This window comes from Flavobacterium sp. MEB061 (assembly GCF_000834715.1).
GTDB lineage: Bacteria > Bacteroidota > Bacteroidia > Flavobacteriales > Flavobacteriaceae > Flavobacterium > Flavobacterium pectinovorum.
Map to the genome: position 1 here is coordinate 40,146 of NZ_JXQR01000008.1, position 25,799 is coordinate 65,944.

General features: G+C 34.1%; 27 protein-coding genes and 1 riboswitch. Of the genes, 20 read left to right on the forward strand and 7 right to left on the reverse strand.

Going from position 1 to position 25,799, the window contains the following annotated elements; all coding sequences use genetic code 11:
• Positions 1-76: 76 nt before the first annotated feature.
• On the reverse strand, positions 77-991 hold the full coding sequence (locus RT99_RS04060; protein WP_042563461.1) for a phytanoyl-CoA dioxygenase family protein: 915 nt from the start codon (positions 989-991) through the stop codon (positions 77-79).
• A 229-nt stretch (positions 992-1,220) separates the two neighbouring features.
• Between RT99_RS04060 and RT99_RS04065 the strand changes: the two genes are divergently transcribed.
• The 17 genes from RT99_RS04065 to xylA all read left to right on the forward strand — a co-directional run bounded on the left by RT99_RS04065 (position 1,221) and on the right by xylA (position 18,627).
• Positions 1,221-1,451, forward strand: a complete 231-nt coding sequence (locus tag RT99_RS04065; RefSeq protein ID WP_042563462.1) for a hypothetical protein — start codon at positions 1,221-1,223, stop codon at positions 1,449-1,451.
• A gap of 180 nt (positions 1,452-1,631) precedes the next feature.
• Positions 1,632-2,198: a Crp/Fnr family transcriptional regulator gene (locus RT99_RS04070; protein ID WP_042563463.1), complete on the forward strand. Its 567-nt coding sequence runs from the start codon at positions 1,632-1,634 to the stop codon at positions 2,196-2,198.
• A 30-nt stretch (positions 2,199-2,228) separates the two neighbouring features.
• On the forward strand, positions 2,229-2,732 hold the full coding sequence (locus RT99_RS04075; RefSeq protein WP_207384879.1) for a Crp/Fnr family transcriptional regulator: 504 nt from the start codon (positions 2,229-2,231) through the stop codon (positions 2,730-2,732).
• A 163-nt stretch (positions 2,733-2,895) separates the two neighbouring features.
• A complete protein-coding gene (locus RT99_RS04080) occupies positions 2,896-3,483 on the forward strand; it encodes an NAD(P)H-dependent oxidoreductase (protein ID WP_042563464.1) in 588 nt (195 codons plus the stop codon).
• A 28-nt stretch (positions 3,484-3,511) separates the two neighbouring features.
• Positions 3,512-3,733 carry a 2TM domain-containing protein gene (locus RT99_RS04085; RefSeq protein ID WP_042563465.1) on the forward strand — a complete coding sequence of 74 codons (222 nt, stop codon included), beginning with the start codon at positions 3,512-3,514 and terminating at the stop codon, positions 3,731-3,733.
• 150 nt (positions 3,734-3,883) lie between these two features.
• A complete protein-coding gene (locus tag RT99_RS04090) occupies positions 3,884-4,648 on the forward strand; it encodes a putative quinol monooxygenase (protein WP_042563466.1) in 765 nt (254 codons plus the stop codon).
• 41 nt (positions 4,649-4,689) lie between these two features.
• Positions 4,690-5,514, forward strand: coding sequence for a DJ-1/PfpI/YhbO family deglycase/protease (locus RT99_RS04095; protein WP_052483548.1), 825 nt, complete (start codon positions 4,690-4,692; stop codon positions 5,512-5,514).
• A 94-nt stretch (positions 5,515-5,608) separates the two neighbouring features.
• Positions 5,609-6,718 (forward strand): alkene reductase, encoded by a 1,110-nt coding sequence (locus RT99_RS04100; RefSeq protein WP_042563467.1) that lies wholly within the window; start codon positions 5,609-5,611, stop codon positions 6,716-6,718.
• Positions 6,719-6,944: 226 nt separating this feature from the next.
• Positions 6,945-8,000 carry an adenylate/guanylate cyclase domain-containing protein gene (locus RT99_RS24575; RefSeq protein ID WP_052483549.1) on the forward strand — a complete coding sequence of 352 codons (1,056 nt, stop codon included), beginning with the start codon at positions 6,945-6,947 and terminating at the stop codon, positions 7,998-8,000.
• Between the two features lie 46 nt (positions 8,001-8,046).
• Positions 8,047-8,694, forward strand: a complete 648-nt coding sequence (locus tag RT99_RS04110; RefSeq protein ID WP_042563468.1) for an NAD(P)H-binding protein — start codon at positions 8,047-8,049, stop codon at positions 8,692-8,694.
• 50 nt (positions 8,695-8,744) lie between these two features.
• Positions 8,745-8,945, forward strand: a riboswitch (cobalamin riboswitch).
• A 114-nt stretch (positions 8,946-9,059) separates the two neighbouring features.
• The gene (locus tag RT99_RS04115) at positions 9,060-11,105 is read left to right on the forward strand and encodes a TonB-dependent receptor (RefSeq protein ID WP_042563469.1); all 2,046 of its coding nucleotides are present in this window, start codon (positions 9,060-9,062) and stop codon (positions 11,103-11,105) included.
• On the forward strand, positions 11,102-12,247 hold the full coding sequence (locus tag RT99_RS04120) for a DUF5074 domain-containing protein (protein ID WP_042563470.1): 1,146 nt from the start codon (positions 11,102-11,104) through the stop codon (positions 12,245-12,247). The genes RT99_RS04115 and RT99_RS04120 overlap by 4 nt, the downstream gene beginning before the upstream one ends.
• A gap of 10 nt (positions 12,248-12,257) precedes the next feature.
• Positions 12,258-13,541: a hypothetical protein gene (locus RT99_RS04125; protein ID WP_052483551.1), complete on the forward strand. Its 1,284-nt coding sequence runs from the start codon at positions 12,258-12,260 to the stop codon at positions 13,539-13,541.
• Between the two features lie 40 nt (positions 13,542-13,581).
• Positions 13,582-14,820, forward strand: coding sequence for a hypothetical protein (locus tag RT99_RS04130; RefSeq protein WP_042563472.1), 1,239 nt, complete (start codon positions 13,582-13,584; stop codon positions 14,818-14,820).
• Between the two features lie 8 nt (positions 14,821-14,828).
• Positions 14,829-16,046 carry a hypothetical protein gene (locus RT99_RS24580; protein WP_052483553.1) on the forward strand — a complete coding sequence of 406 codons (1,218 nt, stop codon included), beginning with the start codon at positions 14,829-14,831 and terminating at the stop codon, positions 16,044-16,046.
• A 63-nt stretch (positions 16,047-16,109) separates the two neighbouring features.
• Positions 16,110-17,054 carry a DUF4465 domain-containing protein gene (locus RT99_RS04140; protein WP_052483555.1) on the forward strand — a complete coding sequence of 315 codons (945 nt, stop codon included), beginning with the start codon at positions 16,110-16,112 and terminating at the stop codon, positions 17,052-17,054.
• 247 nt (positions 17,055-17,301) lie between these two features.
• Positions 17,302-18,627 (forward strand): xylose isomerase, encoded by a 1,326-nt coding sequence (gene xylA, locus RT99_RS04145; protein WP_042563473.1) that lies wholly within the window; start codon positions 17,302-17,304, stop codon positions 18,625-18,627.
• 77 nt (positions 18,628-18,704) lie between these two features.
• On the opposite strand, the gene RT99_RS04150 is transcribed toward xylA, so the two are convergent.
• The 5 genes from RT99_RS04150 to RT99_RS04170 all read right to left on the reverse strand — a co-directional run bounded on the left by RT99_RS04150 (position 18,705) and on the right by RT99_RS04170 (position 22,682).
• Entirely contained in the window at positions 18,705-19,061 is a 357-nt protein-coding gene (locus tag RT99_RS04150; protein WP_042563474.1) for a hypothetical protein, read from the reverse strand.
• A 73-nt stretch (positions 19,062-19,134) separates the two neighbouring features.
• A complete protein-coding gene (locus RT99_RS04155; protein WP_042563489.1) occupies positions 19,135-20,598 on the reverse strand; it encodes an NAD(P)/FAD-dependent oxidoreductase in 1,464 nt (487 codons plus the stop codon).
• Positions 20,599-20,783: 185 nt separating this feature from the next.
• Positions 20,784-21,062: a hypothetical protein gene (locus tag RT99_RS04160; RefSeq protein ID WP_042563475.1), complete on the reverse strand. Its 279-nt coding sequence runs from the start codon at positions 21,060-21,062 to the stop codon at positions 20,784-20,786.
• A gap of 140 nt (positions 21,063-21,202) precedes the next feature.
• Entirely contained in the window at positions 21,203-21,700 is a 498-nt protein-coding gene (locus tag RT99_RS04165; protein ID WP_042563476.1) for a hypothetical protein, read from the reverse strand.
• A 124-nt stretch (positions 21,701-21,824) separates the two neighbouring features.
• Positions 21,825-22,682 (reverse strand): AraC family transcriptional regulator, encoded by an 858-nt coding sequence (locus RT99_RS04170; RefSeq protein ID WP_042563477.1) that lies wholly within the window; start codon positions 22,680-22,682, stop codon positions 21,825-21,827.
• A 226-nt stretch (positions 22,683-22,908) separates the two neighbouring features.
• On the opposite strand from RT99_RS04170, the gene RT99_RS04175 reads away from it, so the two are divergent.
• The 3 genes from RT99_RS04175 (at position 22,909) to RT99_RS04185 (ending at position 25,173) form a co-directional block, all read left to right on the forward strand.
• Entirely contained in the window at positions 22,909-23,106 is a 198-nt protein-coding gene (locus tag RT99_RS04175; protein WP_042563478.1) for a hypothetical protein, read from the forward strand.
• Positions 23,107-23,377: 271 nt separating this feature from the next.
• On the forward strand, positions 23,378-23,842 hold the full coding sequence (locus RT99_RS04180; RefSeq protein WP_371197936.1) for a GNAT family N-acetyltransferase: 465 nt from the start codon (positions 23,378-23,380) through the stop codon (positions 23,840-23,842).
• Positions 23,843-23,910: 68 nt separating this feature from the next.
• The gene (locus RT99_RS04185) at positions 23,911-25,173 is read left to right on the forward strand and encodes an MFS transporter (RefSeq protein ID WP_042563480.1); all 1,263 of its coding nucleotides are present in this window, start codon (positions 23,911-23,913) and stop codon (positions 25,171-25,173) included.
• A gap of 289 nt (positions 25,174-25,462) precedes the next feature.
• Here RT99_RS04185 and RT99_RS04190 read toward each other — a convergent pair.
• A partial coding sequence (locus RT99_RS04190) for a hypothetical protein (protein WP_082036911.1) occupies positions 25,463-25,799 on the reverse strand: 337 nt, incomplete at its 5' end.

Genomic DNA, 25,799 nt, shown 5'->3' on the forward strand with positions numbered 1-25,799 from the left:
AAATGTCATTTTGTTTTTAATTAAAAGATGAAGTTGTTATCCTTTATTGTGCCGAAATAAAAAACTTTTGAAATAGCTACAGCCATTCTCCATAAGTATCATAATCATCTGGTAAATAGGTAAGATACTGAACCATTCTTGGCTTTTCGCCCTTATTTGGTGTTGCACAATGTGGCAGCGCATTGTTCCAGATTATAAAATCGCCGGCCTCGCCAATTATGGGTTCAGCTTTTAAGGTTAAAGCTTTTTCTCTTGGATTTTCATTTGGCAGAAGATCATTTAGCCAATCATTTATAATATTATGAAATCCCGGAACACAATGAAAAGCACCATCATTAATACCACAATCACTAAGATAGAGTAGTCCCTGCAATCCAAATTTTATGGGCTGTTTTAAACTGGTATCCCAATGAAGCGGACTTCCTAAAAAACGAAAATCTTCAGTTTCGGGAGGATTAAAGCTTACTTTGTCTATCGTTTTGTATATTTTGTTTGTTTTATAAAGTTGCTCGTAAGCTTTTTTTATTCTTGTAGAAAATCTGTTTTTGTTTAAAGTTTTATGATTCGAAAAATTAAGCATTAATCCTTTTTGATCCTCGTGTCTTTTATACCAGCTTTGTTTATCATTGGGATCCATTTTTAAGAAATCCCAAATGGCTTGTTGGGTTTCTTTACAATCTTCTTTTGAAATAGCATTTTTTACAATAACATAACCGTTTTTATTCCAAAATTGAAGATCCTGTTCAGAAAGTACTTTGTCTTCAAAATTGTTAATCCCAGTGTTTTCAGTTTTCTGCCTATTGACGATCCAGGTTTTAAAAGTTTTAAAATCAGGTTTTTCAAAATACAAAAACTGCAAAGCATCTTCTATACTAATACCCAATTGATACAAGATTTTAATTTCATTATCCCAAGTTTGGGTATTTGCAGAAGTATGGCCGGAAGGATGTAAAGTACGTTCCCATAATTTTTCAAGAATAGTCCAGGGCATTGTTTTTTGGTGGTTTATGTTTGAGGTTGATTGTTTAATTTTTTAGTAATTTCAAAAATACACTTTTTAAAGTGTTTGATTTAAGGTAAAAATACCTGTTTTGATTCTAAAAATTATAATGTTTTAATTTGTATTTAATTGTGTAACAAAAAGTTAAAATATTGAAACAAAAAAAACTTCTATCTAAGTAAATTTGAAAAAGCTTTATATAAACTTAAAAAATTGCATTATGAAAACTATATTCAAATTCAAACTATTAGTGTTTATTCTATTAATGGCACTAACTTTTTCGTGTAAAACAAATTCTCCTTCAGGAACTTCTACAACAACAGATTCTGATGCTATAAAAGCAGGAGACAGTACATCATTAAATTCCGGAACAAGAGGCACAACCCGAAACAATGAAGGTAATGAAGATGGGGATCCGGCTCCGGGAGACAGAGAAACTCCAAAAAAATAGCATTTTTTGCTAATTGAAACAAAACACATTTAAATTTTATAAAACTCCATTTCGTATGGAGTTTTTTTTTTGCTTTTTGAAAATCTCTTACTTCATTTTAATTTTTAAAAGTAATGCCTTTATGTCTACATAGTTATAAGCTAATTTTCTTTATTTTTGTTAAGGAACTTTATCAAAATTATGGAGCAGTTACGTAAACATATAGAAGCAATAACACCAATTACTGATGAAGAATTTGAATATATCAAATCTTTTTTTTCTGTAAAAAAAGTACGTAAACACCAATATTTAATTCATGAAGGAGATGAGGTGAAATATGATTTTTTAGCCATATCCGGTATCTATAAAGTTTTTTATCTGGATAATCAGGGCAAGGAATATATTGTTCAGTTTGCTCAGGAAAACTGGTGGATGTCTGATTATTATGCTTTTTTTAAACAGCAAAAAGCAGAAATGTATATTGAATGCCTTGAAGATGGAGAAGTGATTTGTTTAACACTCGATTCAAGAGAAAAATTAGCGGCTGATCTTCATCAGATGGAGCATTTTTTCAGAATAAAACTCACAAATGGATATGTTGCTTTACAACAAAGAATTAAATTGCTTTTATCCAGTAATCCGCAACAGCGTTATGAAGAGTTTGCCAAATCATATCCAAGTCTGTTGCAAAAAATCCCAAAAAAATTAATTGCTGAATATCTGGGCGTAAGCCGCGAAACATTAAGTCGATTATACCAACATTCGTAGATAATTTTTTGATCTAAAATAAATCATAAAATGGAATCAGGAGCAGAAATACTTTTAAAATCAGTTAAGGAAATTTGCCCTGATATTACTGATGATAAGCTTTTTGTGTTTGCTTCAAAACTTACAATTGAAGAATTAAATAAAAAAGACTTTTTTGTTCCTATCAACAAAGTTCAAAAAGCAATTGGTTTTATTGCCAATGGCTTAGTGCGCTCTTCTTTTATCGACAATGATGGAAATGAAATCACCGTAGGTTTTTATGCCAAAGGTGATTACGCAACGCATTATCCTGCTTTTATAACACAACAGCCAAGCAAATATTCCATTCAATGCTTAGAACCAACCACTATGGTTTGCATTTCATATGAAAATTTACAATGGATCTATGAAAACTTATCGGGCTTTGAAAAATATGGAAGATTAGTTGCCGAAGAAATTTTAAAACGCCAGCAGGCTCGTATTGAAAGTTTTATATTTCAAACTGCCGAAGAGCGTTATCTCGATTTTATAAAATGCCATTCAGATTTGTTTTAACAGAATATCCGTATCTCATCTTTGCAGTTTTTTGGGAATTGAAAGACAGTCACTTACAAGAATTCGTCAAAAATTAGCCCATAAATAGTTTTTGACACATTTGTGTCAGGAGTACCTTTTGATTATTTAAAATCTTTGCAGTGTCAAATTAAATGAAACTGCAATGAAAACGAATATCTTACTTATACTAGGGCATCCTTCTGAAAATTCTTTTTGTAATGCATTATTAGACGCTTACAGAAAAGGAGTAGAAACTACAGGAGCAAACTGCAAAACGATTTATATATCTAAATTAAATTTTGATGTAAATCTTTCTGACGGATATAAAAACGGAGAAACTTTAGAACTCGAAAAAGATTTAGTACAATCACAGGAACTTATCTTGTGGGCAGATCACGTTGTTTTGTCTTATCCAAACTGGTGGGGTTTCATGCCCGCTATTACCAAAGGATTTATAGACAGAATTCTACTTCCGGACTTCGCATTCAAACATCACTCAGGAAAAATATTCCCCGAAAAACTCTTAAAAGGAAAAAGCTTAAGACTCCTCGTTACGATGGACACACCAAAATGGTGGTTTTACCTCATCTATCGTGCATCACAATATCAAATTCTCAAAGACATTGTTTTTGGCTACGTGGGATTTGATCCTGTCAAATTTTCAACTTTTGGTTTTATGAGAAAATCAACAGAAAACCAAAGAAATAAGTGGTTGAAAAAAGTAGAACAATTAGGAAAACAACTTAAATAATAACAATCAACAATAAAAATTAAACATCATGAAAAATTTAGCAAACGGGCACACAGTTGCTCAAATCAACCCAACAAAAGGTTTTAGAATTCACTTATTGGTATTTGTATTAACGATTCCGATCATTTGGGCAATATGGTTTTTTACCAGCAGAACTTATTTATGGCCATTATGGCAAACTTCAGCATGGGCTGTGGGTTTACTGTTTCATTATTTGGGCGTTTTTATCTTCAAAAAGAAAAATCATTAATCTGAAATTATTGAAAGTGATTTCGATCACACATTTTTAGTGATTTGCCTCATTGGTGCGAGGCTGGTTGTGGTAGTAATTTTGGTTTATAATTAAGATCATTATCAGCAAGTAATCTTTAAAAATAATAATCCTTAAATATTTAAAATTATGACAGCAAAAACAAATCTCTCTATTTCTCAAAGAGCGTTAGTAATTTTTACAACGCTGTTTATGTTAGCAAGTGCGTTTGCAAGCGCACAAACTTCAGCTAAACTTGAAGAAAGTGTTATAGTGGCTAAAATTACTCGTTACGAGGTAAAGAAGGAATATCTGCAAAAATTTGAAAAAGCCATAAGAGACTATGTTCTAAAATCGCTTTCAGATGATAGTAATATTATGGCAGAAGCTTATTTTGAACAAGATAATCAATCAGTTATTTGGTTATTCGAGCGTTGGACAAATCAAAACAAACTGAATAAATTCAGGAAAAATTCAGAGTCAAAAGCAGTAATACAATTAGAAAAATCTGCATTGGCAAAGCCTGAAAAGGTAATCAGCGTAAAAGATTTAGAACCTATTTCTAAGCAGGAATGGCGAAGAGCCAGCAAAGCAGAAGATAAGCAATTAACCATTATGCTTTTTGTGGATGCAAAGGCAGGCACAGAGGAAAACTTCAAAGATGTTTATCACATTGCAATGCCAGAATTTCGAAGCGAACCGGGCGTCGTAACCTATCAGTTATCTCAGTTAGATAGTGATAAAACCCAGTTTGTGACTTTTGAAAAATTTAGAAGTAATGAAGCCTTTCAGTACCATCTCAATTTTCCGCCCATTCAACCTGTACTTGATTATCTGAATACGAGTATAAAAAAACAGCCTTTTCAGGACGGAATTCACAACCTTATCGAATTTGCACCGCTTATTCGTGAATAACAATTTTAAACAGAACAAGTAACAATTAAATCTAAAGAAAAATGAAAACAAGTAAACAAATCATTGTAGCAAGTATAGTAAGTCTATTTGCACTATCAAACGCAGAAGCTCAGGTAACAGTAAAAACTAAAGAAATGAAAACAAATTATTCTAATGAGTTAGAAGTTGTAAATCAATTATCTACTCAATCGGCAGTGGTAAATATGCCCGTAACAAAATTATTGAACGCACCAGGAAACGAAGCCTTAAAAGCTTTCTTTTTTACTCCCGTAAAAGACAAAACGGTTCTTAAAGGAAAAAAAATAGCTGTTCTTGTAGCAGACGGTTTTGAGGAAATTGAATTGACAGGTCCGGTTTGGTATTTTAAAGAATTGGGAGCAGAGGTAGAGATTATTTCTCCAAAATTCAATCCGGCTCCTGAAAGATACGGGCTTGCATTTCCTGAAATGTCAAAAACACATGTAATGGCTATTCAGTACTTACAGCCAGTGGGCTGGATAAAATTTGACCGCACGGCAGATCAGATTAAAGTAAGTGATTATGATGCTGTATTTATTCCCGGTGGAGCCTGGAATCCGGATAATCTTCGCTATGATAAAGATGTGATAAAATTTATTCAGGATTTTAATAAATCAGGAAAATTAATTGCAGCTATTTGTCACGCTCCGGTAGTATTGGCATCTGCTGATATTTTGAAAGGAAGAAAATTAACAGGTTACTGGAACATTCAGTCAGATTTAAAAAATGCGGGTGGAATTGTTTTAGAAGAAACCGTTGTAACTGACGGAAACATTATCACAAGCAGACATCCTATTGATGTAGCAGATTTTTCAAGAGCTGTTGAAAGCTGGTTGATTAAAAAATAATTTCAAGAGATTTGATAGTGAAGAAATAGCACTTTTTCTTCACTATCAAATCATTAAAAAAAATACAATAATAGATTTCAAATTAAAATAGATTATGAAAACAGATATATTTAAGCCGGCAAAGATTGGTTCTTTAGAATTAAAAAATCGTATTGCGATGGCACCAATGACAAGAGCAAGAAATGAAGATGGTATTCCCAACGAAAATAATGTTCTCTACTACAAGCAACGTGCAGGCGCAGGATTGATTGTAACAGAAGGAACAGCAATTTCTGCAACAGCAAAAGGAGTACTTTACATTCCGGGATTGTATACACCACAACAAATTGAAGGCTGGAAAAAAGTAACCGATGCGGTACATAAAAAAGGAAGCATTATATTTTCTCAATTGTGGCACGTGGGCAGGGTTTCTCACACTTCAAATCAACCAAACGGAATCGCGCCCGTTGGTCCATCAGATATTCAGGCAAAAAATACTTCGGCCTGGGGATATAACGAAAATGGTATTGAAGGTTTTGTAGCAGCATCAAAGCCCAAAGCACTTTCGTCAAGCGAAGTAAAAGATGTTGTAAACGATTTTGTAAATGCTGCAAAAAATGCAATTACAGCGGGATTTGATGGTGTAGAAATTCATGGCGCAAATGGTTATTTGGTAGAGCAATTTTTAAATCCTTTTGTAAACAACCGCACAGATGAATATGGAGGAAGCATTGAAAACCGTTCCAAATTTTTATTAGAAATTATTGATGCCACTATCAAAGCTATTGGAAATGAAAAGACAGGTATCAGATTAACGCCATACGGAGGTTTGGGAGATTTGCCTCATTATGATGAAATAGAAGCAACGTATCAATATTTAGCCAAAGAATTAAAGAAAAGAAATATAGTTTACATCCATTTAATGGATCAGCAATCTAAAGGAAGCCATGCGTTGCCAGATGGTTTTATAGAGCGTTTTCGTTCCTGGTATGATGGTGTAATTATTCTTGCCGGCGGAATGACCAGAGAAAAATCTGAGCAGCTTATCGATGCGGGAACAATTGATATTGCGGGATTTGGCGAACCTTTTATCTCTAATCCGGATTTAGTAGAAAGATTGGAAAACAACTGGGAATTAACGCCGCCAAATCGTGATTTGCATTATGGATTAGGAAATCACGGTTATATAGATTGGAAAACTTATAAAGAGCCGGCAACAATTTAAATCTGAATAAAAGCGGTAACAGAGACAGTTTTGTTACCGTTTATTAACGTTGAAATTTGCTTTATTTAGGTTTGAAATTTAATCCGGATATTGTTATTGATTAATTTTTTATACTTAACATTCTATATTACTTTTGATTAGAATAGTATTTTTTATTTATTGAAGAAGTTTAAAATTTCTAAAAGATAAAGGAAAAGTGCCTTGAAATTCATCAATATCTAGTTATATGGAATTGCCTAAGATACCTTTTTATGAAAAATACAGTCTCATTTTTAAAGCAATTGTTGCTGGTGGAGCAATGGGTTTGCTTTATACCGCAGTTAGTAATGCCGGAGCAGATTATCAATATCTAAAACTTTTGCCCGGTACCATTATTGGAATTTCTATTGGTTTTATTGTAATTATTTTTGAGAAGACACTTACTCATCTAAATAACTATTCCTTTTTGGGAAGTATGATTTTAAAAGCACTTATTTATAGTTTCTGTATAATATTGTTTTTACTATTTTTCGTGATTGTTTTTGCAGAGATTTTAGGTCATCTTACCTATCAGGAAGCTTTAAGTAAATACATTAATAATCGTCTTTTTGAAGATTTTATCTTTTCGCTTGGTGCATCAATTTTTCTGATTTTGTTTTTAGAAATTAGCAGTTTGTTAAGCAACCGATTTTTTTCTAATTATTTTACAGGTCGATATCATCGCCCCATGCAGGAAGAACGGATTTTTATGTTTGTCGATGTCAAATCATCCACCACAATGGCAGAAGAGTTGGGAGATATTCTGTATAGCAAATTACTGCAGGATTTGTTCAACGATTTTACTGATGCCATTCTGGCTTCACGTGCAGAAGTTTATCAATATGCCGGAGACGAAATTATTCTGACCTGGAAAACAGCAACGGGTTTAAAAGACCAGCGGTGTTTGTATTGCTTTTATCTTCTTAAACAATGTATTAAAAACAGAAATGAATATTATTTAAAAACCTATAATAGGATTCCGAAGTTTAAGGCCGGAATGCACATTGGAAATGCTGTAACAACCTGGGTAGGAAAAGTAAAAAAAGAAATTGTTTATCATGGAGATCTTCTTAATACAACGTCAAGAATTCAATGCAAATGCAATGATTTTAATCATGATTTTGTTATTTCTGAAGCCATAAAAGAAGCTCTGCCAAAAGATTTACCTGTAACTTATATACATCAGGGAGAAATACTTTTAAGAGGAAAGGCGCAACCAATGAAACTTTATACTGTTGATTTTAATATTGACGAAATTTATTAGTCTGCCTTAATATTGTATTAGAAATTATTATTTAAAAATTAAAATTATGAAAGCATTAGTTATTGGCGCAACAGGTTCAACGGGAGAATTTCTGGTTGATGAACTTTTGGCAGATAAAAATTACGAATCTGTTACCATTTTTGTAAGAAGAGCAACAAACAAAAAGCATCCAAAACTCGTAGAAGAAATTGTGGATTTCTCCAACATAGACAATTACAAGAATTTGATTGTAGGCGATGTCATTTTCTCGTGTTTAGGAACAACGCTCAAAGCAGCAGGATCAAAGGAAAATCAAAAGAAAATAGACTTTGATATTCCTGCAATATTTGCCAGATTAGCCAGAGAAAATGGAGTTTCATCCTTTGTTTTGTTATCTGCTTACGGAGCTACTTCGAAGAGTAAAGTTTTTTATTCGAAGATAAAAGGAGAACTCGAAGACAGCATAGCAGAGCTCAATTTCCAACAGTATATTATTTTTAGGCCAGGATTGCTTTTAAGGGCAAATTCAGATCGTTTTGGTGAATATGCGATGGCAAAAATATTAAAAGCAGTAAACTCAATTGGCTTATTTAAAAAGTTCAAACCACTCCCAACTGATTTGCTGGCAAAGAAATTAGCAAAGGCTCCAACAGTGCTGCCTAAAGGCACTTCTATTATCGAACTTGATAAAATATTCAGTTTTGCCAATATGTAGGACAAAATGTAAATTAATACATTCATACTTATTTTTATAAAGATAGTTATATCTTTGCGCCAGATTTTGGTCTATTTTTCTTAGAAAAAAATAGTTAAAAGGGAATCAGGTGTAAATCCTGAACAGACCCGCTACTGTAAGTTCTGTATAAGTCTTTAAACGTTACCAATGCCATTGTCCCGATCTCGGGATGAGAAGGCTGTTTAAAGATGGAACAAGTCAGGAGACCTGCCACAATCACATAGTTTAAGACTTTCGTGGAATAAAGTTGAACAACAATAAACGGACCTGTCATTATATGGCGGGATTCTTTCTTATTGCTTTTTTGATTATTACATCCCGAAGTTTATTTAATTAAATAAGTGATGTATAATACAAAAAAAATACTTTTATTCATTGTTCTGTTATCTCCTGTTGTACTTCATTCTCAAGTATCTAACGATAGTTTGCGGGTTTTAAAAGAAGTAATTTTAAAAGGAAAACCCTATCAGGAAGTAATTCCTGTACAAAGCCTCTCGGGAGTATTGCTTGAAAATCTCGCGAGTCATAATGTTGCAGATGCACTTCGTTATTTTGCCGGAACTCAAATTAAAGATTATGGCGGTCTTGGCGGTCTAAAAACCGTTGATGTACGCAACATGGGTACACATCATGTGGGTGTTTTTTACGATGGGATTCAATTAGGGAATGCCCAAAACGGAGTTACAGATCTGGGAAAATACTCTCTAGACGACATGGAATCCCTAACCATGTATAACGGGCAAAAAAGTGAAATATTTCAGTCTGCAAAAGACTTTGCGGCCGCTTCAACTATTTATTTAAGAACGAAACGACCTGTTTTTTTAGATGATAAAAAAACAAATGTATTAGTACGTTTCAAAACAATGTCAATCAATTATTTTGATCCGTCTTTTAGATGGGAACAAAAATTGAGTGACAAAGTAAGCCTGAGCGTAAGTTCTGAATATATAAAATCGAATGGGCAATATAAATTCAGGTACAAAAGAAATAATCTGGATGGAACTGTGGCCTACGATACTACCGCAACCCGACACAACAGCGATATTGAAGCACTAAGATTTGAATCGGGTCTTTACGGAAAAATAAAAAATGGTTCGTGGGATGCAAAAGTATATTATTATGATTCAGACAGAGGTGCTCCCGGCGCTATTGTCGAAAATAAATTCTCAGACGGTTTTAGGCAATACGACAAGAATTTTTTCTCGCAGGGAACATTTATAAAAGACTTTACCAATAAATATAAATTTCAGGCAAAGGCAAAATATGCTTACGATTATACCCATTACGTAGCCAGAGATACTACAAATGTGCTTGGCGAAACCGTAACCGAAGGAGCGCAGTCAGACGATAGTTATTACCAGCAGGAATATTATTTCTCGGCAGTAAATATGTACAGCATTTTGCCAACCTGGGATATTTCGCTTTCTACAGATTTTCAATACAACAGATTAAATGCAACCAGAAAAGGAATTAAAACCTTGTTTTCTTATCCCGAACGTTATACAGCATTATTTTCTCTCGCGAGTTCTTACAGAGTGGGTAGATTTAAAGCTTTAGGAAGTGTTGTTGGTACGCACGTGCATGAAGAGGTTCGATACAATGCAAAAGCGCCCGATAAAACAGAATTTACTCCGGCATTATTTCTCGGATATACACCTTTTGCAGCTTACGATTTTAATCTGAGAGCATTTGCAAAACGCATTTTCAGAATGCCCACTTTCAATGATTTATATTATACAATGGTTGGTTCAAGCACTTTAAGACCTGATTATATGAATCAATATGATGTTGGGTTCACTTATAATTTGCCTGTTAAGGAAAGCTTTTTTGACAAATTTTCTATTCAGGTTGATGGATATTACACCAATACCAAAGACAAAATAATCGCAGCTCCAACAGGAAATTTGTTCCGATGGATGATGACCAACATGGGACAGGTAAAAGGCCACGGAATAGAATCGGTTATTAATATAGGTATGCATATTAACAAATTGAACCTTGTTGCAAATCTAACTTATACGTATTCTGAAAGTCGGGATTATACCAAATTTGGAGGCTTGGAATTGTCCTCTTACGGCGATCAGATTCCGTACACACCCTGGCATAGCGGGTCCGGAATACTAAATGCCAATTATGAATCGTGGAATTTCAACTATAGTTTTATCTACGTCGGAAAGCGATATAATGGCAATGTAAACAACATCAGAATCAACGAAGTACAGCCTTGGTACACACATGATCTATCGGTACAAAAAGCATTTGCAATTCATAATTACAAATTAAAAGGAACGGTAGAACTCAATAATGCACTCAATCAGCAATATGAAGTGATTTACAATTATCCGATGCCGGGTCGTACGCTAAAATTTATAATCAGTATTGAGCTATGAAAAAGATAACCGCAAAATTAGTACTTCCTTTATTTATAGCCCTTGCTTTTGTTTCGTGTAGAGAAGAAGAAACCATTTTTCCATCTTCGGATGTAAGTGTTGCTGCACCCAGAAGTGATGGCAATATAGAAGGTTTTTATCTTCTAAACGAGGGAAATATGGGAATGAACCGGGCGAGTATAGATGTTTTTAATTACAGAACAGGAAACTATACAACCGATATTTACTCAGAACGCAACCCGACAGTCGTAAAAGAATTAGGCGATGTTGGAAATGATATTCAAATTTATGGCAACAAGGTTTACGCGGTAATAAATGTTTCTAATAAAGTAGAAGTTATAGATAAATGGACGGCAAAACGCATCAAAAAAATTGATATTCCCAATTGCCGTTATGTAACTTTTTATAAAGATAAAGCATACGTGAGTTCTTATTCGGGTCCAGTTGCTATTGACCCTAATGCAGAAATTGGTTTTGTTGCCGAAATTGATACCACATCATTAGAAATTAAAAGAAAAGTTACAGTAGGATACCAGCCCGAACAAATGGTGGTGCATAACGGTAAACTTTATGTTGCTAATTCCGGAGGCTATAGAGTTCCTAACTACGACAGAACAGTTTCTGTAATCGATCTTGAAACTTTTACCGAAATAAAGAAAATAGACGTAGGTATTAATCTCTACGGTATGCAAATAGACAGTAGAGGAGATATTTATGTGAGTTCAAGAGGGGATTATTACAATACGCCATCCAATCTTTTTGTAATAGATACCCAGACCGATGAGAAAAAAATGCAGTTGGATCTTCCGGTTTTAGGAATGTGCCTTGTCGACGATTTACTTTATTACTATAGCGTTCAGTGGAGTTATCTCACGAATAGCAACAAAATTACTTATGGGATATTAGACACCAAAACCAAGAAAATTATAAGCGATAAAATTATTACGGATGGTACAGATAAGCAAATCATGATTCCGTATGGACTTCAGGTAAATCCTGAAACCAAAGAAATCTACATCACCGATGCCCAAAATTATGTAGTAACCGGATATATCTACTGTTTTACCCCCGAAGGAAAATTAAAATGGAAAACAACAGCAGGAAATATCCCCGCACATATCGCTTTTATAACCAAAAAATAAAACCAGAAATATGTATTACAGATCTATAAAATATTTAAAGTTATTACTGCTTTTTTTCTTTGCAATAGTAATGTTAACCAATTGTTCTGACAGTGATAACACACAGCCAGATGAAGAACAAGTTGATAACAATGAATATAATACCCAACGTTTTACGATAGTGCCTTTAAGTTCAAAAATAAGTGTGAGCGCAGATGCTACTTACAGTTGGACGGCAGTAAATGCTTCTTCAGAAAATTACTCTTTGACAAATAGCACTTCAAAAGAAGCCTTATTCGCAGCGACAGAAGTTGGAACTTATGAATTTAAAGTTACCATCAACGACAAAGGAAATACAAAAACAGAAACAGTTAAGGTTTTTGTAAGCGCAGAAACTAAAGAATTAAAAAGCTATATCGAAAAAGTATTCGAATTTAAACCGGCTCCGGGACAATTTGTCAATGATCTTCCTGTGGCAAATGATGGTGACACTGCCGAGAGAATATTAAGCAGAGCCAATTCGTATCTGGCAAAGAAAAACGGAGATCTTATTTCGCTTGGCGCATTTGGCGGTTATGTAGTTTTTGGGTTTGATCACACAATTGTAAACCTAAAAGGAAAGCGTGATTTTAGAGTTCTGGGTAATGCTTTTTGGGCAGAAACCAATCCTAATCCGAATGCAGAATTGCGTGGCGGAAGCAGCGAAGCCGGAGTTATAATGGTTTCATATGACAAAAACAAAAACGGACTCCCGGATGATGAATGGTTTGAAATTGAAGGCGGGGGACATAAAATGGCTAAAACAATTCATAATTATGAATTAACCTATCACAGACCGGATCCAAACAAAACACCTGTTCCGGGCGGTGGAACCGGAACCGTACTTTTTACAGATATGGAATACATTTATTGGACAGATAATCAGGGTAAAAATGGTTATTTGGCACAAAACAACGCTTACAATCATTCATTGGATTATTGGCCTAAATGGCTTAAAGATCAGGAAACAATCACTTTTAAAGGAACGCGATTACCCGATAATGCTGTAGATGAAAGCGGAACTGGAAGTTATTTTGTTCAGTATGCTTTTTTATACGGGTACGCCGATAATGCACCCAATGCAGATGACGATTCCGGAATAGACATTAACTGGGCCATCGACAAAAGCGGAAAAAAAGTAGAGCTTCCGGGGATTGACTTTGTAAAAGTTTACAACGGTCTTAACCAACAGGCGGGATGGCTGGGAGAAACTTCAACAGAAATAATGGGCGCAACAGATCTACATCTTTTAGGAGAAAATATCCCTACGCGATAAATCAAACAGTATCAAAACCAAAATTATTATATCAGAAATTATGAAAAAAAATGTTACCCATCTTCTATTGTTTGCCCTCGCATTCTCGTTTATCGGATGCAGCAGTGATAACGATAAACCGGATGAAAATGCCAATGTAATTGAAATTACGCTTCAGGAAAAATATGAAATTCCAACATTTACGGTTTTAGATATTGCAGCTTCTGATGCCGGAACTACTGCCAAATACGAGTGGATCATGACAAAAAATCCTGTTAACCAGATAACAGACTCTATTGTTGGAAACTCAAAAGATTTAAGATTCACAGCGATTTATGCAGGTTCTTATGAATTTACTCTGAATGTTACAGCTGCAGAAAAAAAAGGAAGCAAAACGACAACTGTAAACGTTACAAACGAAACTTCAAATTACAATCCTTACATAACAAGTATTTTTGATTTTGATCCAGCGCCAGGAATGTTCGCCAACGATTTGTATAAAGATGGCAATTCTAAAGAAGACGTAATGAAAACGGCTTTGGGCAGAATCAACGAAACCAGTGTAGGTTATCCAATAGATTTGGGAGGTTTTGGAGGTTCTATAATTGTTGGTTTTGACCATACTATCCTTAATGTGGCAGGAACCGAAGATTTTAGGGTATATGGAGGAGATGTATCGAATCCAACATCCCCTAAAGCAAATCCGCCGGCACCGGGATTGATTTATGTGGCTTATGATAAAAATAAAAACGGAAAACCCGATGCAGACGAATGGTATGAAATTATTGGAAGTCAGCACTCGAAAGCCAATACAATTAAGAATTTTAAAGTTACCTACCATAAAAAAGCTGCCGGAGAACCTTTGGTAACATCGAGTGCCCTTTTCTTAGATTATGAACATGTTTTTTGCGAAAACAATCAGGAAGAAACCTATTATTTGGCTAGACCAAGAGCTAAAAAGGAATTTTATCCTTTATGGGCAACACAGACTACAGTTACTTATGAAGGCCTGAAACTAGATGTAGATTTTGAAACCGCACGTGCAGGTCAGACTACTTTGTGGAATTCTACTCCTCCGGAATGGGGATATGCAAATGCCATAAACCCGAATATTGATATTGACTGGGCAGTAGATAAAGACGGAAATAAAGCTAATCTTCCGGGAATCAATTTTATTAAAGTAGTTAACTGTGTGAGTGAACCAATGGGACTTTGCCAGCAACAATCTTCAATGGCGACTGTATTTGCAGGAGCAGGAGACCTTCATATATTAAAAAAATACAATCTAAAAAATAAATAAGTAAGACCATGAAAAAGTATTTAAAGTATAGTTTATTTCTAATCGCTTTTGTTTGTTTTTACGCGTGCAGCAATGACGATCCAAAGCCGGAAGAAGTTATAGAAGAGCCTGTTAAAGACCCAACAATTGCTATAAAATTAGCTTCAGATTTTGCAATAGAACAATATAATGTTACAGAAATAACTCCGGAAGTAGTAATCGAAAATGGTGACGGAAAAACTGCCAAATACCAATGGTCAGTAAAAGTTTCTGATAAAGATGGTGTTGCAAAAGATTCTATCATCGGCGATAGCAAAACTTTATTATTTATTACACCAAAAGCAGGTGATTATGCGATAGATCTTACGGTAACAGTAGACAAAATTGTAAAACAGGCTTCGACTAAAATTACCGTTTCAGAAACCGGAAAAACCTATACAGCAAAAGCATTAACACTTGTAGATTTTTTACCAGCACCAAGCTTTAGTGTAGCGAGTTACACTACAAAAGAAGAAGCTTTGGAGCAAACTCAGGCAACTATAAAAGAAGGTGGTTCTGTTTATTTGGGAACATTTGGAGGATATATTATTACAGCGTTTGACCACACCGTTGTTAACGCTTATGATAAACGTGATTTTACTGTTCAGATGGCAACAGGAACTACTTCGATTAAATATTCTCCCGTAAGTATAGCCGTAGCTTATGATGCAAATAAAAACGGAATTGCTGATGAAAACGAATGGTATGAAATAGCAGGAAGCGAATATTATAAAGCTACAACAGTTAAAAATTACGAACTAACTTATCATAAACCTGATGCCACGGCGAGCCCGGTAACCGGAACAGCAAGCTGGCAGTATGATACAGCCTATCTTCCGTGGACAGACAACCAAAACGGATCTGGTACAATTACCAAAACCAATAATCGCAGACGAGTTAATTATTATCCGGCATGGGCAGCAGATACTTATACTTTAAAAGGAACAAAAGTAGCTATACCGGTAAAAGATGTAAGTGATGGTGCCGGTACAGCTTACAATGTTGGAACTTTTGAATGGGGTTACGGTGGTATTAAAGATCCATCAATAGACATTAGCTGGGCAGTTGATAAAGATGGAAAAAAAGTGCATTTACCGGGAGTTGATTTTGTAAAAGTATATGTGCCAACATTTACAGCATTGGGAGCTGCAGATTTATTAACGAGCGTTTTTCAGGAAGTATCGGATTTAAATTTTCCAAAGAAGTAATTATTTATACTGTTGAATTTGAGATAATTAAGAATGAATATTAATCCATAAATTTTATAAATCATGAAAAAAGTAGTTTATTTTTTGACATTCGGTTTGATGGTGGGATTTTCGTCCTGTAGTAGCGACGATGATGTTTTAGGCAGCGAAAGTAATTCGGCAGTAAAAACGTCATCAAAAACAGCAAAAATCGCTGTTACAGATCCTTCGATAGGAACCACGACAACTCTTAATCTGACTAGTGCTTTATTGAGCAGCGGTATTACAACAACAGGAGGAAAGTACTGGCAAAACACTTATGTGTCTAACACGAACCTAAGTGTAGATATTTTTACATTTTCGCACACTGCGACATCTTCAGGTTATAATTATTGGGATGGTTTTATTGTATCAAATGTAAATGATATTACAAATTATGGCTCTGGTTCGGGTTCGGGCGGATCAGATGGCTGGGTGCCTCATCAATGGGGAACTATGGCAGGAAGCGGTTTTGGAACTTCCTCTACAACAACGCCAGGAACACCGGGAACTTCGGGAGACCCTTATATTGTGGCCTATTGGTCGAGCTATTTAGATCCTCAAAACCCTGAAGGAACTACCTTTAGCGAAAGCGGTTTTTCTAACTGGATTAAAATTGGAAATACAGGAATATATACGGTTGAAGGCTTAAAAATCAATATGCATCCATGGCCCTATTATGGCTGTTTGTATGGCGATGGATTTGCTCAGCCTTTTGCTTCCGGCGATCATTTTGAATTATTGATTTATGGTGTTGATGAAAATGGAGTAATTACAAATCCGGTAACTCAGACTCTGGCAGATTATACAGGATCATCTTTGGTTATGCCAACCGGATGGATTAGTGTTTCTGCCAGCAAACTTCAGGCTTTGGGAGACGTTCAATACCTTGTTTTTCAAATGGCTTCAACAGATTCAGATCCTCTTTACGGAATGAATACGGCGGCTTATTTCTGTTTAGACAAGCTTTCTGTAAAACGTGTAGATTAATTTAAGCAGTTTTCAGATTAAAAAGAACCCCTTTTACCAATTTGGCAAAAGGGGTTTTTCGGTTATAAACAGAATAACGAAGTTATGTAAGTTTAATATTCGATTGAATTATTGAAGCTAAATACTAGTAAATATGTGTTAAAGTTAAATTTTTGAAAGAAATTTGGCTTATCAAACAGTCTTTTTGACTATACATTTGCCGTATTATTACGATAAATTGTTTTAAAATTATAAAAAGAGACGGGAGATGATAGTTTTAGGAGACAAAGAATATTACAAAGGAATTGGCAAAATTAATTTTGAAGGAAAGGATTCAGATAATCCTTTGGCATTTAGATATTATAATCCTGAGCAAATTGTGGCAGGCAAAACAATGCGGGAGCATTTTAAATTTGCAGTTGCGTATTGGCATAGCTTTGGAGGAAACGGCGCAGATCTTTTTGGGCAGGCCACTCACAATTTTTCGTGGAATGAATTCAGAGAACCCATTCAGGCGGCAAAGAACAGGGCAGATGCAGCATTTGAATTTATAAGTAAAATGGGTTTTGATTATTTCTGTTTTCACGATTATGATTTGGTACAGGAAGGACAAAATTTTACACAATCAGAGTTGCGATTACTAACAATGACTGATTATTTAAAAGAAAAGAAAGCAGCTTCCGGAATCAAAGTTTTATGGGGAACAGCCAATTGCTCTTCTAATCCGAGATACATGAACGGAGCCGCAACAAATCCTGATTTTAAGGTTGTTGCAAGAGCAGCTGCTCAGGTAAAATTAGCTCTGGATGCTACAATTGCTTTAGATGGTGAAAATTATGTTTTTTGGGGAGCACGTGAAGGATATCTAAGTTTACTTAATACCGATATGAAACGCGAACTGGATCATATGGGAGAATTTTTATCCAAAGCAAGAGATTATGCGAGACAACAGGGTTTTAAAGGAAACTTTTTAATCGAGCCAAAACCAATGGAACCTTCTAAGCATCAATATGATTTTGATTGTGCAACAGCAATTGGTTTTTTACGCGAATATGGTCTGGATAAAGATTTCAAAATAAATGTCGAAGTCAACCATGCAACATTGGCACAACATACTTTTCAACACGAGTTGCAGGTTGCAGCAATGTCGGGTATGTTAGGCAGTATCGACGCCAATAGGGGAGATTACCAAAATGGTTGGGACACAGCACAATTTCCAAATAATATACAAGAAGTTACAGAAGCTATGCTGGTTTTCTTAAAAGCAGGCGGTCTCCAGGGGGGCGGAGTAAATTTTGATGCTAAAATAAGAAGGAATTCAACAGATGTAGAAGATATTTTTCTGGCACATATTGGCGGAGCCGATGTTTTTGCCAGAGCTTTGCTTGCTGCAGATAAAATTATAACATCTTCTCCTTATGAGAGTTTACGAGAACAACGTTACAGTTCTTTTGACAGCGGAAAAGGAAAAGAATTTGAAGAAGGAAAATTAAATTTTAAAGATTTGTACGATATTGCTATTGAAAATGGTGAACTCGAATTGCAGAGCGGAAAACAAGAACTTTTCGAAAATATTATCAACCGATATATATAGTTTTCAGCTTACCATTTAAGATGAAATCGAACATAAAATCAAAATCCCGTTTCTTATGAAATGGGATTTTTTTATTGTTATTTCCTTTCCTCATATTCTTTCACTTGTTTTTTTGTAGAAAGCCCTTTCCAACTCAATTCAAGTATTTCAGTCAGCAATTTTCTGTTATAGTTGTGTATCCACATGCAGATGTAAGGATAAGCTTTAAAATGGTCCGGTAAATGAAAAATTTCAGGATGACTGTCTAAATACTTATCGCGTATTTCAAAATCAAGCCTTATCGGAATAAATTCTCCGCTGTCATGAAGTCGGCACATTAATTTTCCCCGTACTTTTACAGATGGAGTTCCTTCATGCGAAACACTTTCTTCGGTATTAGGAAATGTCAGGGCAATATTCTTTACTACTTCAAAATCGGCATAGTTAAATTTCATCGCTTGTCTATTATTAGTTACGTTTATTTTAATCAAACATTTAATAATCAATTACAAAGATCAGAAATAGTAACTAGTCTTCGCTATTTTTTTTCTTTAAACAACGTCCTCTCGGTTCATCGCCTTCATAAAGTACAATCTCAGAATGAAGAAATTGAGCGGCTTCGGCAGAATCTTTTACTTTAGTAGCACTGCGTTCTAACATGGCAGATTCAAATTCATTTAAAACACTTGTTCTTATTCCTACTTTTCGCCATTGAGACCTGGGATTACATCCTTTTGAGATTCCCCGAGCCAAGGTAAGTGCATCCAGCAACGCCTGATTTGCACCTTGCCCTTTAAACGGACTCATTGGGTGGGCTGCATCTCCAATTAGCGTTACCTGTTCACTTTTTTCTAATAATTCTTTTTTGAGTAATTCCCTGTCATACACAGGATATCCGGAAATCTGTTCTGCTAATGTTGCCGTCATAATTTGCGGAATAGGGTCGTGCCATTGCGTTCTGCGGCAGGCTTCTTCCTTAAGTGCCTGAGGCCCCTGATCGCTTAAAGCCTTAGCTTCATCTTCTGTCATCGGAAAGCTAAGCTGCCACATCACAGAATCTGCTGTATAAGGCATGATATAAATTCGCTCATTTCCATTAGCGGTCTGAAATACCGTCGCAGAGTCTAATAAAGAACTATTTACATTTTTTAGAGAACTTAAAGGACAAATTCCTAATATTACAATACAGCCAAGATAACGCAAAGGAGCACTGTCTTCGCCAATCAATAACCTGCGAACAGAACTTCGAATTCCATCGGCTCCAACTACAAGATCTGCTTTGGCGGTTTTTATTTCGCCATCTACCTGAAAATTAAGCTCAACGCTTTTATCACTGGATTCTTTAAAATTTATTAATTGATGTCCCCAATGTACAGCATCATGTCCGCCTAATTGCTCCAGTAGCGCCAAACGCAAAGATTGTCGTGCAATATGAATATTGGTGCGTTTGGGAGCCGTTTTTGCATCTGGATCTATCCATTTTCTAATTCCCCATTCGCCAATTACTTTTCCTTCTGTAGTGTGAACCAGATGTTTTGTAGAAATCACGCCATCTTTCAACGAGAAAATACCCAATCCTTCAATTGCTTTACTAGCTTGTTGTAATGTAAGTCCGTAACCCTGAGATCGGGCATTGAAGTTGCTGTCGCGCTCATAAAGCGTAAAAGGAATTCCCCGGTGCAGGCAGGCTACAGCCAGAGCAACGCCGCCAATTCCGCCGCCAATAATAGCAACATGAGGATAGTTTTCTTTATCTGCAACCGGAGGAGTAACAGAAGAAAGCAATCCGGATCCCGAACAATTTAAACAGGTATATAAATGCGCTTTAGGACGAATAGGAGCAGTTCCTTGACCGTTTGTTTTTTCAAATTGCTCTAGTGCTGTTTGATAAAGTAGTCGTACTTTTTTACTAAGTCTTTGACTTTTTTTGCCTCGTCCCTGACATTCCGGACAAATAGTCCAGCTTCTTTCTTCATTTTCGATTTTATCCACGTCCTCTTTTTTCACTTGATTTTACTGCCTTTTATTAGAAAAAATAATCTATAAGTTTATTTTTTTTCCGACGTTGGCAGTTGGCAAATTTAAGCAAAAGATTATCGGTACAAAAGTGCTGGGGAATTTTCGAAGAAAACAGAAACAGTCACAAAAAAACCGCCTGATTTACAGACGGTTTTACGTTATTCGTTTCGATTAGGATCGGTAAATTCTTCATCGTCTTCATCTAATTCATCCGGCGTTTCATCATCAAATTCCTCTTCAGGTTCTTCGTTATCAAATTCCTGAGGATTCTCTTGATTTATTTCTTCGGTACTTAAATCATTTCCGTAATCCGGCTCTGAATATTCTGTTATGGAATGATCTGTTGAAGGAGATTCAATTTCCATTCCCTTATTTATTTTATCATCTTGAAAATTCTGGTCGTCCTGACGGTTGTTTTCTAATTCATCTAAATTCATAATATAATTTTTTAAATTATTGTAGTTACAGTTTACGGATAAGAACTTCTTTTTCCTTTTTATAAAATTAGGAAAGATGCCCTGCTGTATTTTACAGTTATTATACTATGTAATTATATAATTTACAGTTTATGAGATGATTATAATTTGGTAATGGCTTTATTAGTTTTCTTTTGAATAATAAATTGATAGACAGATCCTGCAATAAATAATACCAAAAGAAGTAGTAATGTTTTCCCTATCAAAGGATCATTTATATCTTTTGCCAAAGGATGCCCAACCGGAATACGGGTAAACGTTTCATTGACGGTAGGCAGCATAGACAGTAAAAAACTAAAAGAAAGGGCGAAGTTTTCAAAATAGCGTGCCCTGCCGCTTTCCTTTTTTCGGAAATAAAGAAAATAGGCCGCCAAAATTAAAATTACAACAAGTAATGACAAAACATGACCCGGGTTAAAACCACCATGTTTTGATAAACCCAAAGCAGTTAATGAAGTAATCAAAGTGGTATAAAAATAGATCTTTCCCGTAAGTTTGCTTAAATCTATTTTTCCATATTTTATGAATGATATAAGTGCAGCAACAATAGCAGCAACACCAATAAGGGTGTGAAAAATCCCTAAATTTGATAGTCCCATCTTAATTATATTTAAAAATTCGATGTCATTATTGACAACGCAAATTTGCAATACAAAAAGTGGAATGATTTTGTAAAAAAGTTCAATTATTTGGCAATTTGGCTCAACTAAAATAAACTTTTGTCTATTGCTTGTTATTTAACTTCAATCGGTAATTTGTAGGAGTCATTTTGTATTTGTCGTGAAAACTTTTTGTAAAATTCGCCAGATCATTAAAACCGCAATCAAAAGCAATATCGGTTATGCGTTTATCAGAAAACAAGAGAAGTTCGGCTGCGTTTTCGAGCCTTTTGGTCTTGATATAATTGGCCGGAGAAGTGTTGTACAATTTTGTAAACTCTCTTTTAAAGGATGAAATACTAAGATTGGTTTTCTGTGCCAAATCTTCAATACTAACCTGTAAAAATAAATTGGCTTCTATAATTTGTTTAAAAGTATAAATAGTTGGCGAAAAAAGCTGGGACAAAATAACCTGAATCGTTTCTGCATTTTGTGTCTGCGATAATAAAAGTATGATTTCCTTTAATTTTAAAATCAAAATTTCATCATTTACCAAAGATGGATTTTCGAAATAAAATAAAAGTCCTTCAATATATTTCCGAATCAAAAAGTCATTATTTATTTTTTCGTTTGACTGATTTGTAACGTTATTTTTTGGTTTTTGAAGCAGGAAAGGAAGTTCCCGATCATAGATTTTTTTTAAAATATCAGAATGAAAACTAATAACAACAATTTCATTTGAACTGTTTGAATTTGAATTGGTTATCCTTTTTCCTGTATTTAAGCAATTTAAAAGTACCGAATAATTTCTGGGAATATCAATTTGTTCTTCATCTACATGAAATTGAATATCACCTTCAAGCGAAAATAAAAAACAAGCGTAATCAGAAACAGGAAAATCAAATTGAAATGGCGTTTTTATGGCTACTTTTTGCATTAGGGTTTTTCCAAACAAATCAATTTTTTTATAATCAGTAACCATTTATATGAAAATATTTTTTGTGTAAAATTGTAAGAATGACATGTTTATTATTCACCAATTTCGATTTTGAATTTGATGTTTGTTTTACTTCCGATTCAAAATTAGGGAATTAAAAGATTGGTTTCGCCTTTATTTTTAGTGCTATTTTTATAAGTTTTAGTAAGGATTGTATAAAGATAAATATCTCTATATCAAGTAATTTTATAAAAATTAAAATTTACGAGATATGAAAACGAATAATCAAAATTCAAATCACTCTGATAAAAGTGGATTTGACAATCGAAGTGACACCAGAAAACATCAATATAAAGAACATGATGAAGTTCTGACAAACGATGAAAATTATGATGTTGACACTAAAAAATTTAAAGGTAAAGAAGAACCTGAATTAGATGATAAACTGAACAATGAAGAGAAAAAATAAACTCTTGGAAAAACGTCTCAAAAATAGAATTTGAGACGTTTTTTTTTGCCTTTTATTTCCATTTTCTTACGATTAAAAACCACACAAAATCTTCTGAAAAAAAGAGGCAAAATATTCTGAAAAAAACAGGCTGTTTTAGGTTAAAAAATGATGATTTTTCCATTAAAAAAAAGTACATTTACGGCTTTGAAAACACAAGATAAATTACTTAATAATTCATTGTAAATGAGGGTTTTTGCTAGATTTTTCTTAAACTTTTATTATGGTGAATTTGCATGAAATTTTAGAAATAGATTCCAATAATTTTGAGTCCGTAAAAGACATCATTTTTGAGTCAAAATTAATAGATGAAAAACTGTTAAATTTAGAAAATGCCGTGTTATTTATTAAGTATAAATTGGACCGGAATAAAGCTAAAGTTTTTGTCAAAAAAGAAGATGATATTCCTGTAGCATTTATAGTACTTTATTATAAAGTAAACCCACTTTCTAAAATAAAATACAATTGGCATATTTCATATTTATATGTCAAACCAGATTTTAGAAGAAAATATATTGGTAAAGAAATTATAATGAAATGTATTGATTATGCTAAAAAAACAAAAGTTGATCATATTTCCTTAAATACGGACACTGAAAATTATGCTGCACACCAGCTTTATGAGAGTTTTGGTTTTGTCCGGAAAAATTTTATCTCTAACTATTATTATTACGAAATGAAATTATCGTATGAATAATAAAAGAGTTTTCCTGAAATAGCCTGCCTATAAAATCTATTATTACTTATTACCCAAACCTATATTTTATGATTACAACATTACTTAAGAATTATTTAAAAAATTTCAGTCAGTTTTCTGTAGAGGTTAAAGTTTTAGCCATTACAACTTTTATTAACAGAATAGGTGCAATGGTTGTACCGTTTCTTTCTAAATACATGATGGAACAACTTCATTTTACCTACGGTCAGATCGGATGGGTGATGGTGTTTTTTGGTGTAGGTTCTTTTATCGGAACCTGGATTAGCGGTAAATTATCTGATAAAATTGGTTTTTATAAAGTCATGGTTTTTAGCTTATTCACAAGCGGACTTATCTTTATTTTGCTTCAGTTTTTAACTACTTTTTACAGTTTTTGCTTCGGGGTTTTGTTACTAACAACAGTTTCAGATATGTATCGACCGGCAATGTTGGTTTCACTGGATACTTATGCGACCAAAAACGAAAGAACAAAAGCCTTATCGTTAATTCGATCTTCGGTAAATCTGGGTTTTATGTTTGGCCCGCTGATTGGCGGAATCATTATCACTGTTTTAGACTATACTTTTTTATTTTACATTGATGGCTTAACCTGTATTTTGAGTATTTTGTTATTTGCTATTTATGTAAAAGAGAAAAAATTGCCTTTTAAACTTAATAGTTTCAAATATTTAAAAGAAGGAAATTCGATTTTGCAGGACAAACCTTTTTTGATTCATCTGGTTGTTACTTTAATAACAGGTATTTTGTTTTTTCAAATGTTTACGACTCTTTCTCTTTATTACAAGGAAGTATTCAATTTTTCGAGTGTAGAAAGTGGTTTGTTTTTAGCACTAAACGGTGTATTAATATTACTTTTTGAACTTTCTATAGTGAGTTATGTAGAGTCTAAAAATATCAATAAACTTTTAATGGTGTCGTATGGCGTACTGGCTATGGCGGTGAGTTACTTGTTTTTGTTAATCGAACACAGCATTTTTGCCCTGATAGCAATGATGGTTTTTATGACTATCGGAATTATGCTTACTTTCCCTTTTGCAAATTCATTTGTAAAAAACAGATCTCTTAAAAAACAGGAAGGTAAATTTATGGCAGCTTTTACAATGAGTTATAGTGTTGCCCATATTTTGAGTACCAAAACAGGTATGACAATTGTAACTGATTATGGTTATAAAACCAATTGGGTGTTTTTGACCTGTTTAGGATTTGTAGGTTTTCTTTTGGCTTACCGTTTGGTTTTTATTGTAACAAAAGAAAGTGAAACCATCAAGAAGAAAATTGTCAACTCGCTTTTTACGACTACTGCTAAGTAGTTTAAAAATTACCGCAAAGTTCGCAAAACTATTTTTATTTAATCTCGCAAAGTCGCAGAGTCGCAAAGAAAAACTTAAAAAAGAAAAACTTTGCAACTCTGCGAGAAATAAATTAGCGATCATTGCGTAAAACCTTGCGTACCTTGCGGTTAAATTTTTATACAGTCATTATAAAAAAAGCTCGTAGAAATTACCTTTCAACGAGCTTTTATATCCGGATTTTTAAATAACAAATAAAAATCAGCTTTAACAGAAAACGATTTTATGCAGATTTCTGATTTAAAATCGATTACATTTTTTCAGTAATATCCTTTTTAAATTTATTCAAAAGAGCTTTAGTCATTCCTAAATTTGCTTTACTTGAATCTACAGCCAAATAAATAAAATATTCGTTGTTTTCTGAAATATCAATAATGTGAATTTGATTTGTTAATGAAATCATGATATCATCAATATTTTGGGCTAAACCTAAAGCACTAATTGCGTTTAATTTTGCTTTTACTACTTCTAAGTTAAAAGCCGAAGCCAACTCAGGATCAAAACTGGCAGCAGCAGAATCACTAAAATAAGAAATACCACTTTTAATTTCGGTTACTGCAACTGCAATATAACCTGGAATGTTTTTA

Coding starts and splice junctions, on each gene's coding strand:
- xylA (WP_042563473.1), top strand. CDS start 17,302: ATGATAGTTTTAGGAGACAAAGAATATTACAAAGGAATTGGCAAAATT.
- RT99_RS04115 (WP_042563469.1), top strand. CDS start 9,060: ATGTATAATACAAAAAAAATACTTTTATTCATTGTTCTGTTATCTCCT.
- RT99_RS04175 (WP_042563478.1), top strand. CDS start 22,909: ATGAAAACGAATAATCAAAATTCAAATCACTCTGATAAAAGTGGATTT.
- RT99_RS04185 (WP_042563480.1), top strand. CDS start 23,911: ATGATTACAACATTACTTAAGAATTATTTAAAAAATTTCAGTCAGTTT.
- RT99_RS04085 (WP_042563465.1), top strand. CDS start 3,512: ATGAAAAATTTAGCAAACGGGCACACAGTTGCTCAAATCAACCCAACA.
- RT99_RS04090 (WP_042563466.1), top strand. CDS start 3,884: ATGACAGCAAAAACAAATCTCTCTATTTCTCAAAGAGCGTTAGTAATT.
- RT99_RS04170 (WP_042563477.1), bottom strand. CDS start 22,682: ATGGTTACTGATTATAAAAAAATTGATTTGTTTGGAAAAACCCTAATG.
- RT99_RS04150 (WP_042563474.1), bottom strand. CDS start 19,061: ATGAAATTTAACTATGCCGATTTTGAAGTAGTAAAGAATATTGCCCTG.
- RT99_RS04100 (WP_042563467.1), top strand. CDS start 5,609: ATGAAAACAGATATATTTAAGCCGGCAAAGATTGGTTCTTTAGAATTA.
- RT99_RS04165 (WP_042563476.1), bottom strand. CDS start 21,700: ATGGGACTATCAAATTTAGGGATTTTTCACACCCTTATTGGTGTTGCT.
- RT99_RS04125 (WP_052483551.1), top strand. CDS start 12,258: ATGTATTACAGATCTATAAAATATTTAAAGTTATTACTGCTTTTTTTC.
- RT99_RS04160 (WP_042563475.1), bottom strand. CDS start 21,062: ATGAATTTAGATGAATTAGAAAACAACCGTCAGGACGACCAGAATTTT.
- RT99_RS24575 (WP_052483549.1), top strand. CDS start 6,945: ATGGAATTGCCTAAGATACCTTTTTATGAAAAATACAGTCTCATTTTT.
- RT99_RS04060 (WP_042563461.1), bottom strand. CDS start 991: ATGCCCTGGACTATTCTTGAAAAATTATGGGAACGTACTTTACATCCT.
- RT99_RS04110 (WP_042563468.1), top strand. CDS start 8,047: ATGAAAGCATTAGTTATTGGCGCAACAGGTTCAACGGGAGAATTTCTG.
- RT99_RS04080 (WP_042563464.1), top strand. CDS start 2,896: ATGAAAACGAATATCTTACTTATACTAGGGCATCCTTCTGAAAATTCT.
- RT99_RS04120 (WP_042563470.1), top strand. CDS start 11,102: ATGAAAAAGATAACCGCAAAATTAGTACTTCCTTTATTTATAGCCCTT.
- RT99_RS04075 (WP_207384879.1), top strand. CDS start 2,229: ATGGAATCAGGAGCAGAAATACTTTTAAAATCAGTTAAGGAAATTTGC.
- RT99_RS04130 (WP_042563472.1), top strand. CDS start 13,582: ATGAAAAAAAATGTTACCCATCTTCTATTGTTTGCCCTCGCATTCTCG.
- RT99_RS24580 (WP_052483553.1), top strand. CDS start 14,829: ATGAAAAAGTATTTAAAGTATAGTTTATTTCTAATCGCTTTTGTTTGT.
- RT99_RS04095 (WP_052483548.1), top strand. CDS start 4,690: ATGAAAACAAGTAAACAAATCATTGTAGCAAGTATAGTAAGTCTATTT.
- RT99_RS04070 (WP_042563463.1), top strand. CDS start 1,632: ATGGAGCAGTTACGTAAACATATAGAAGCAATAACACCAATTACTGAT.
- RT99_RS04065 (WP_042563462.1), top strand. CDS start 1,221: ATGAAAACTATATTCAAATTCAAACTATTAGTGTTTATTCTATTAATG.
- RT99_RS04140 (WP_052483555.1), top strand. CDS start 16,110: ATGAAAAAAGTAGTTTATTTTTTGACATTCGGTTTGATGGTGGGATTT.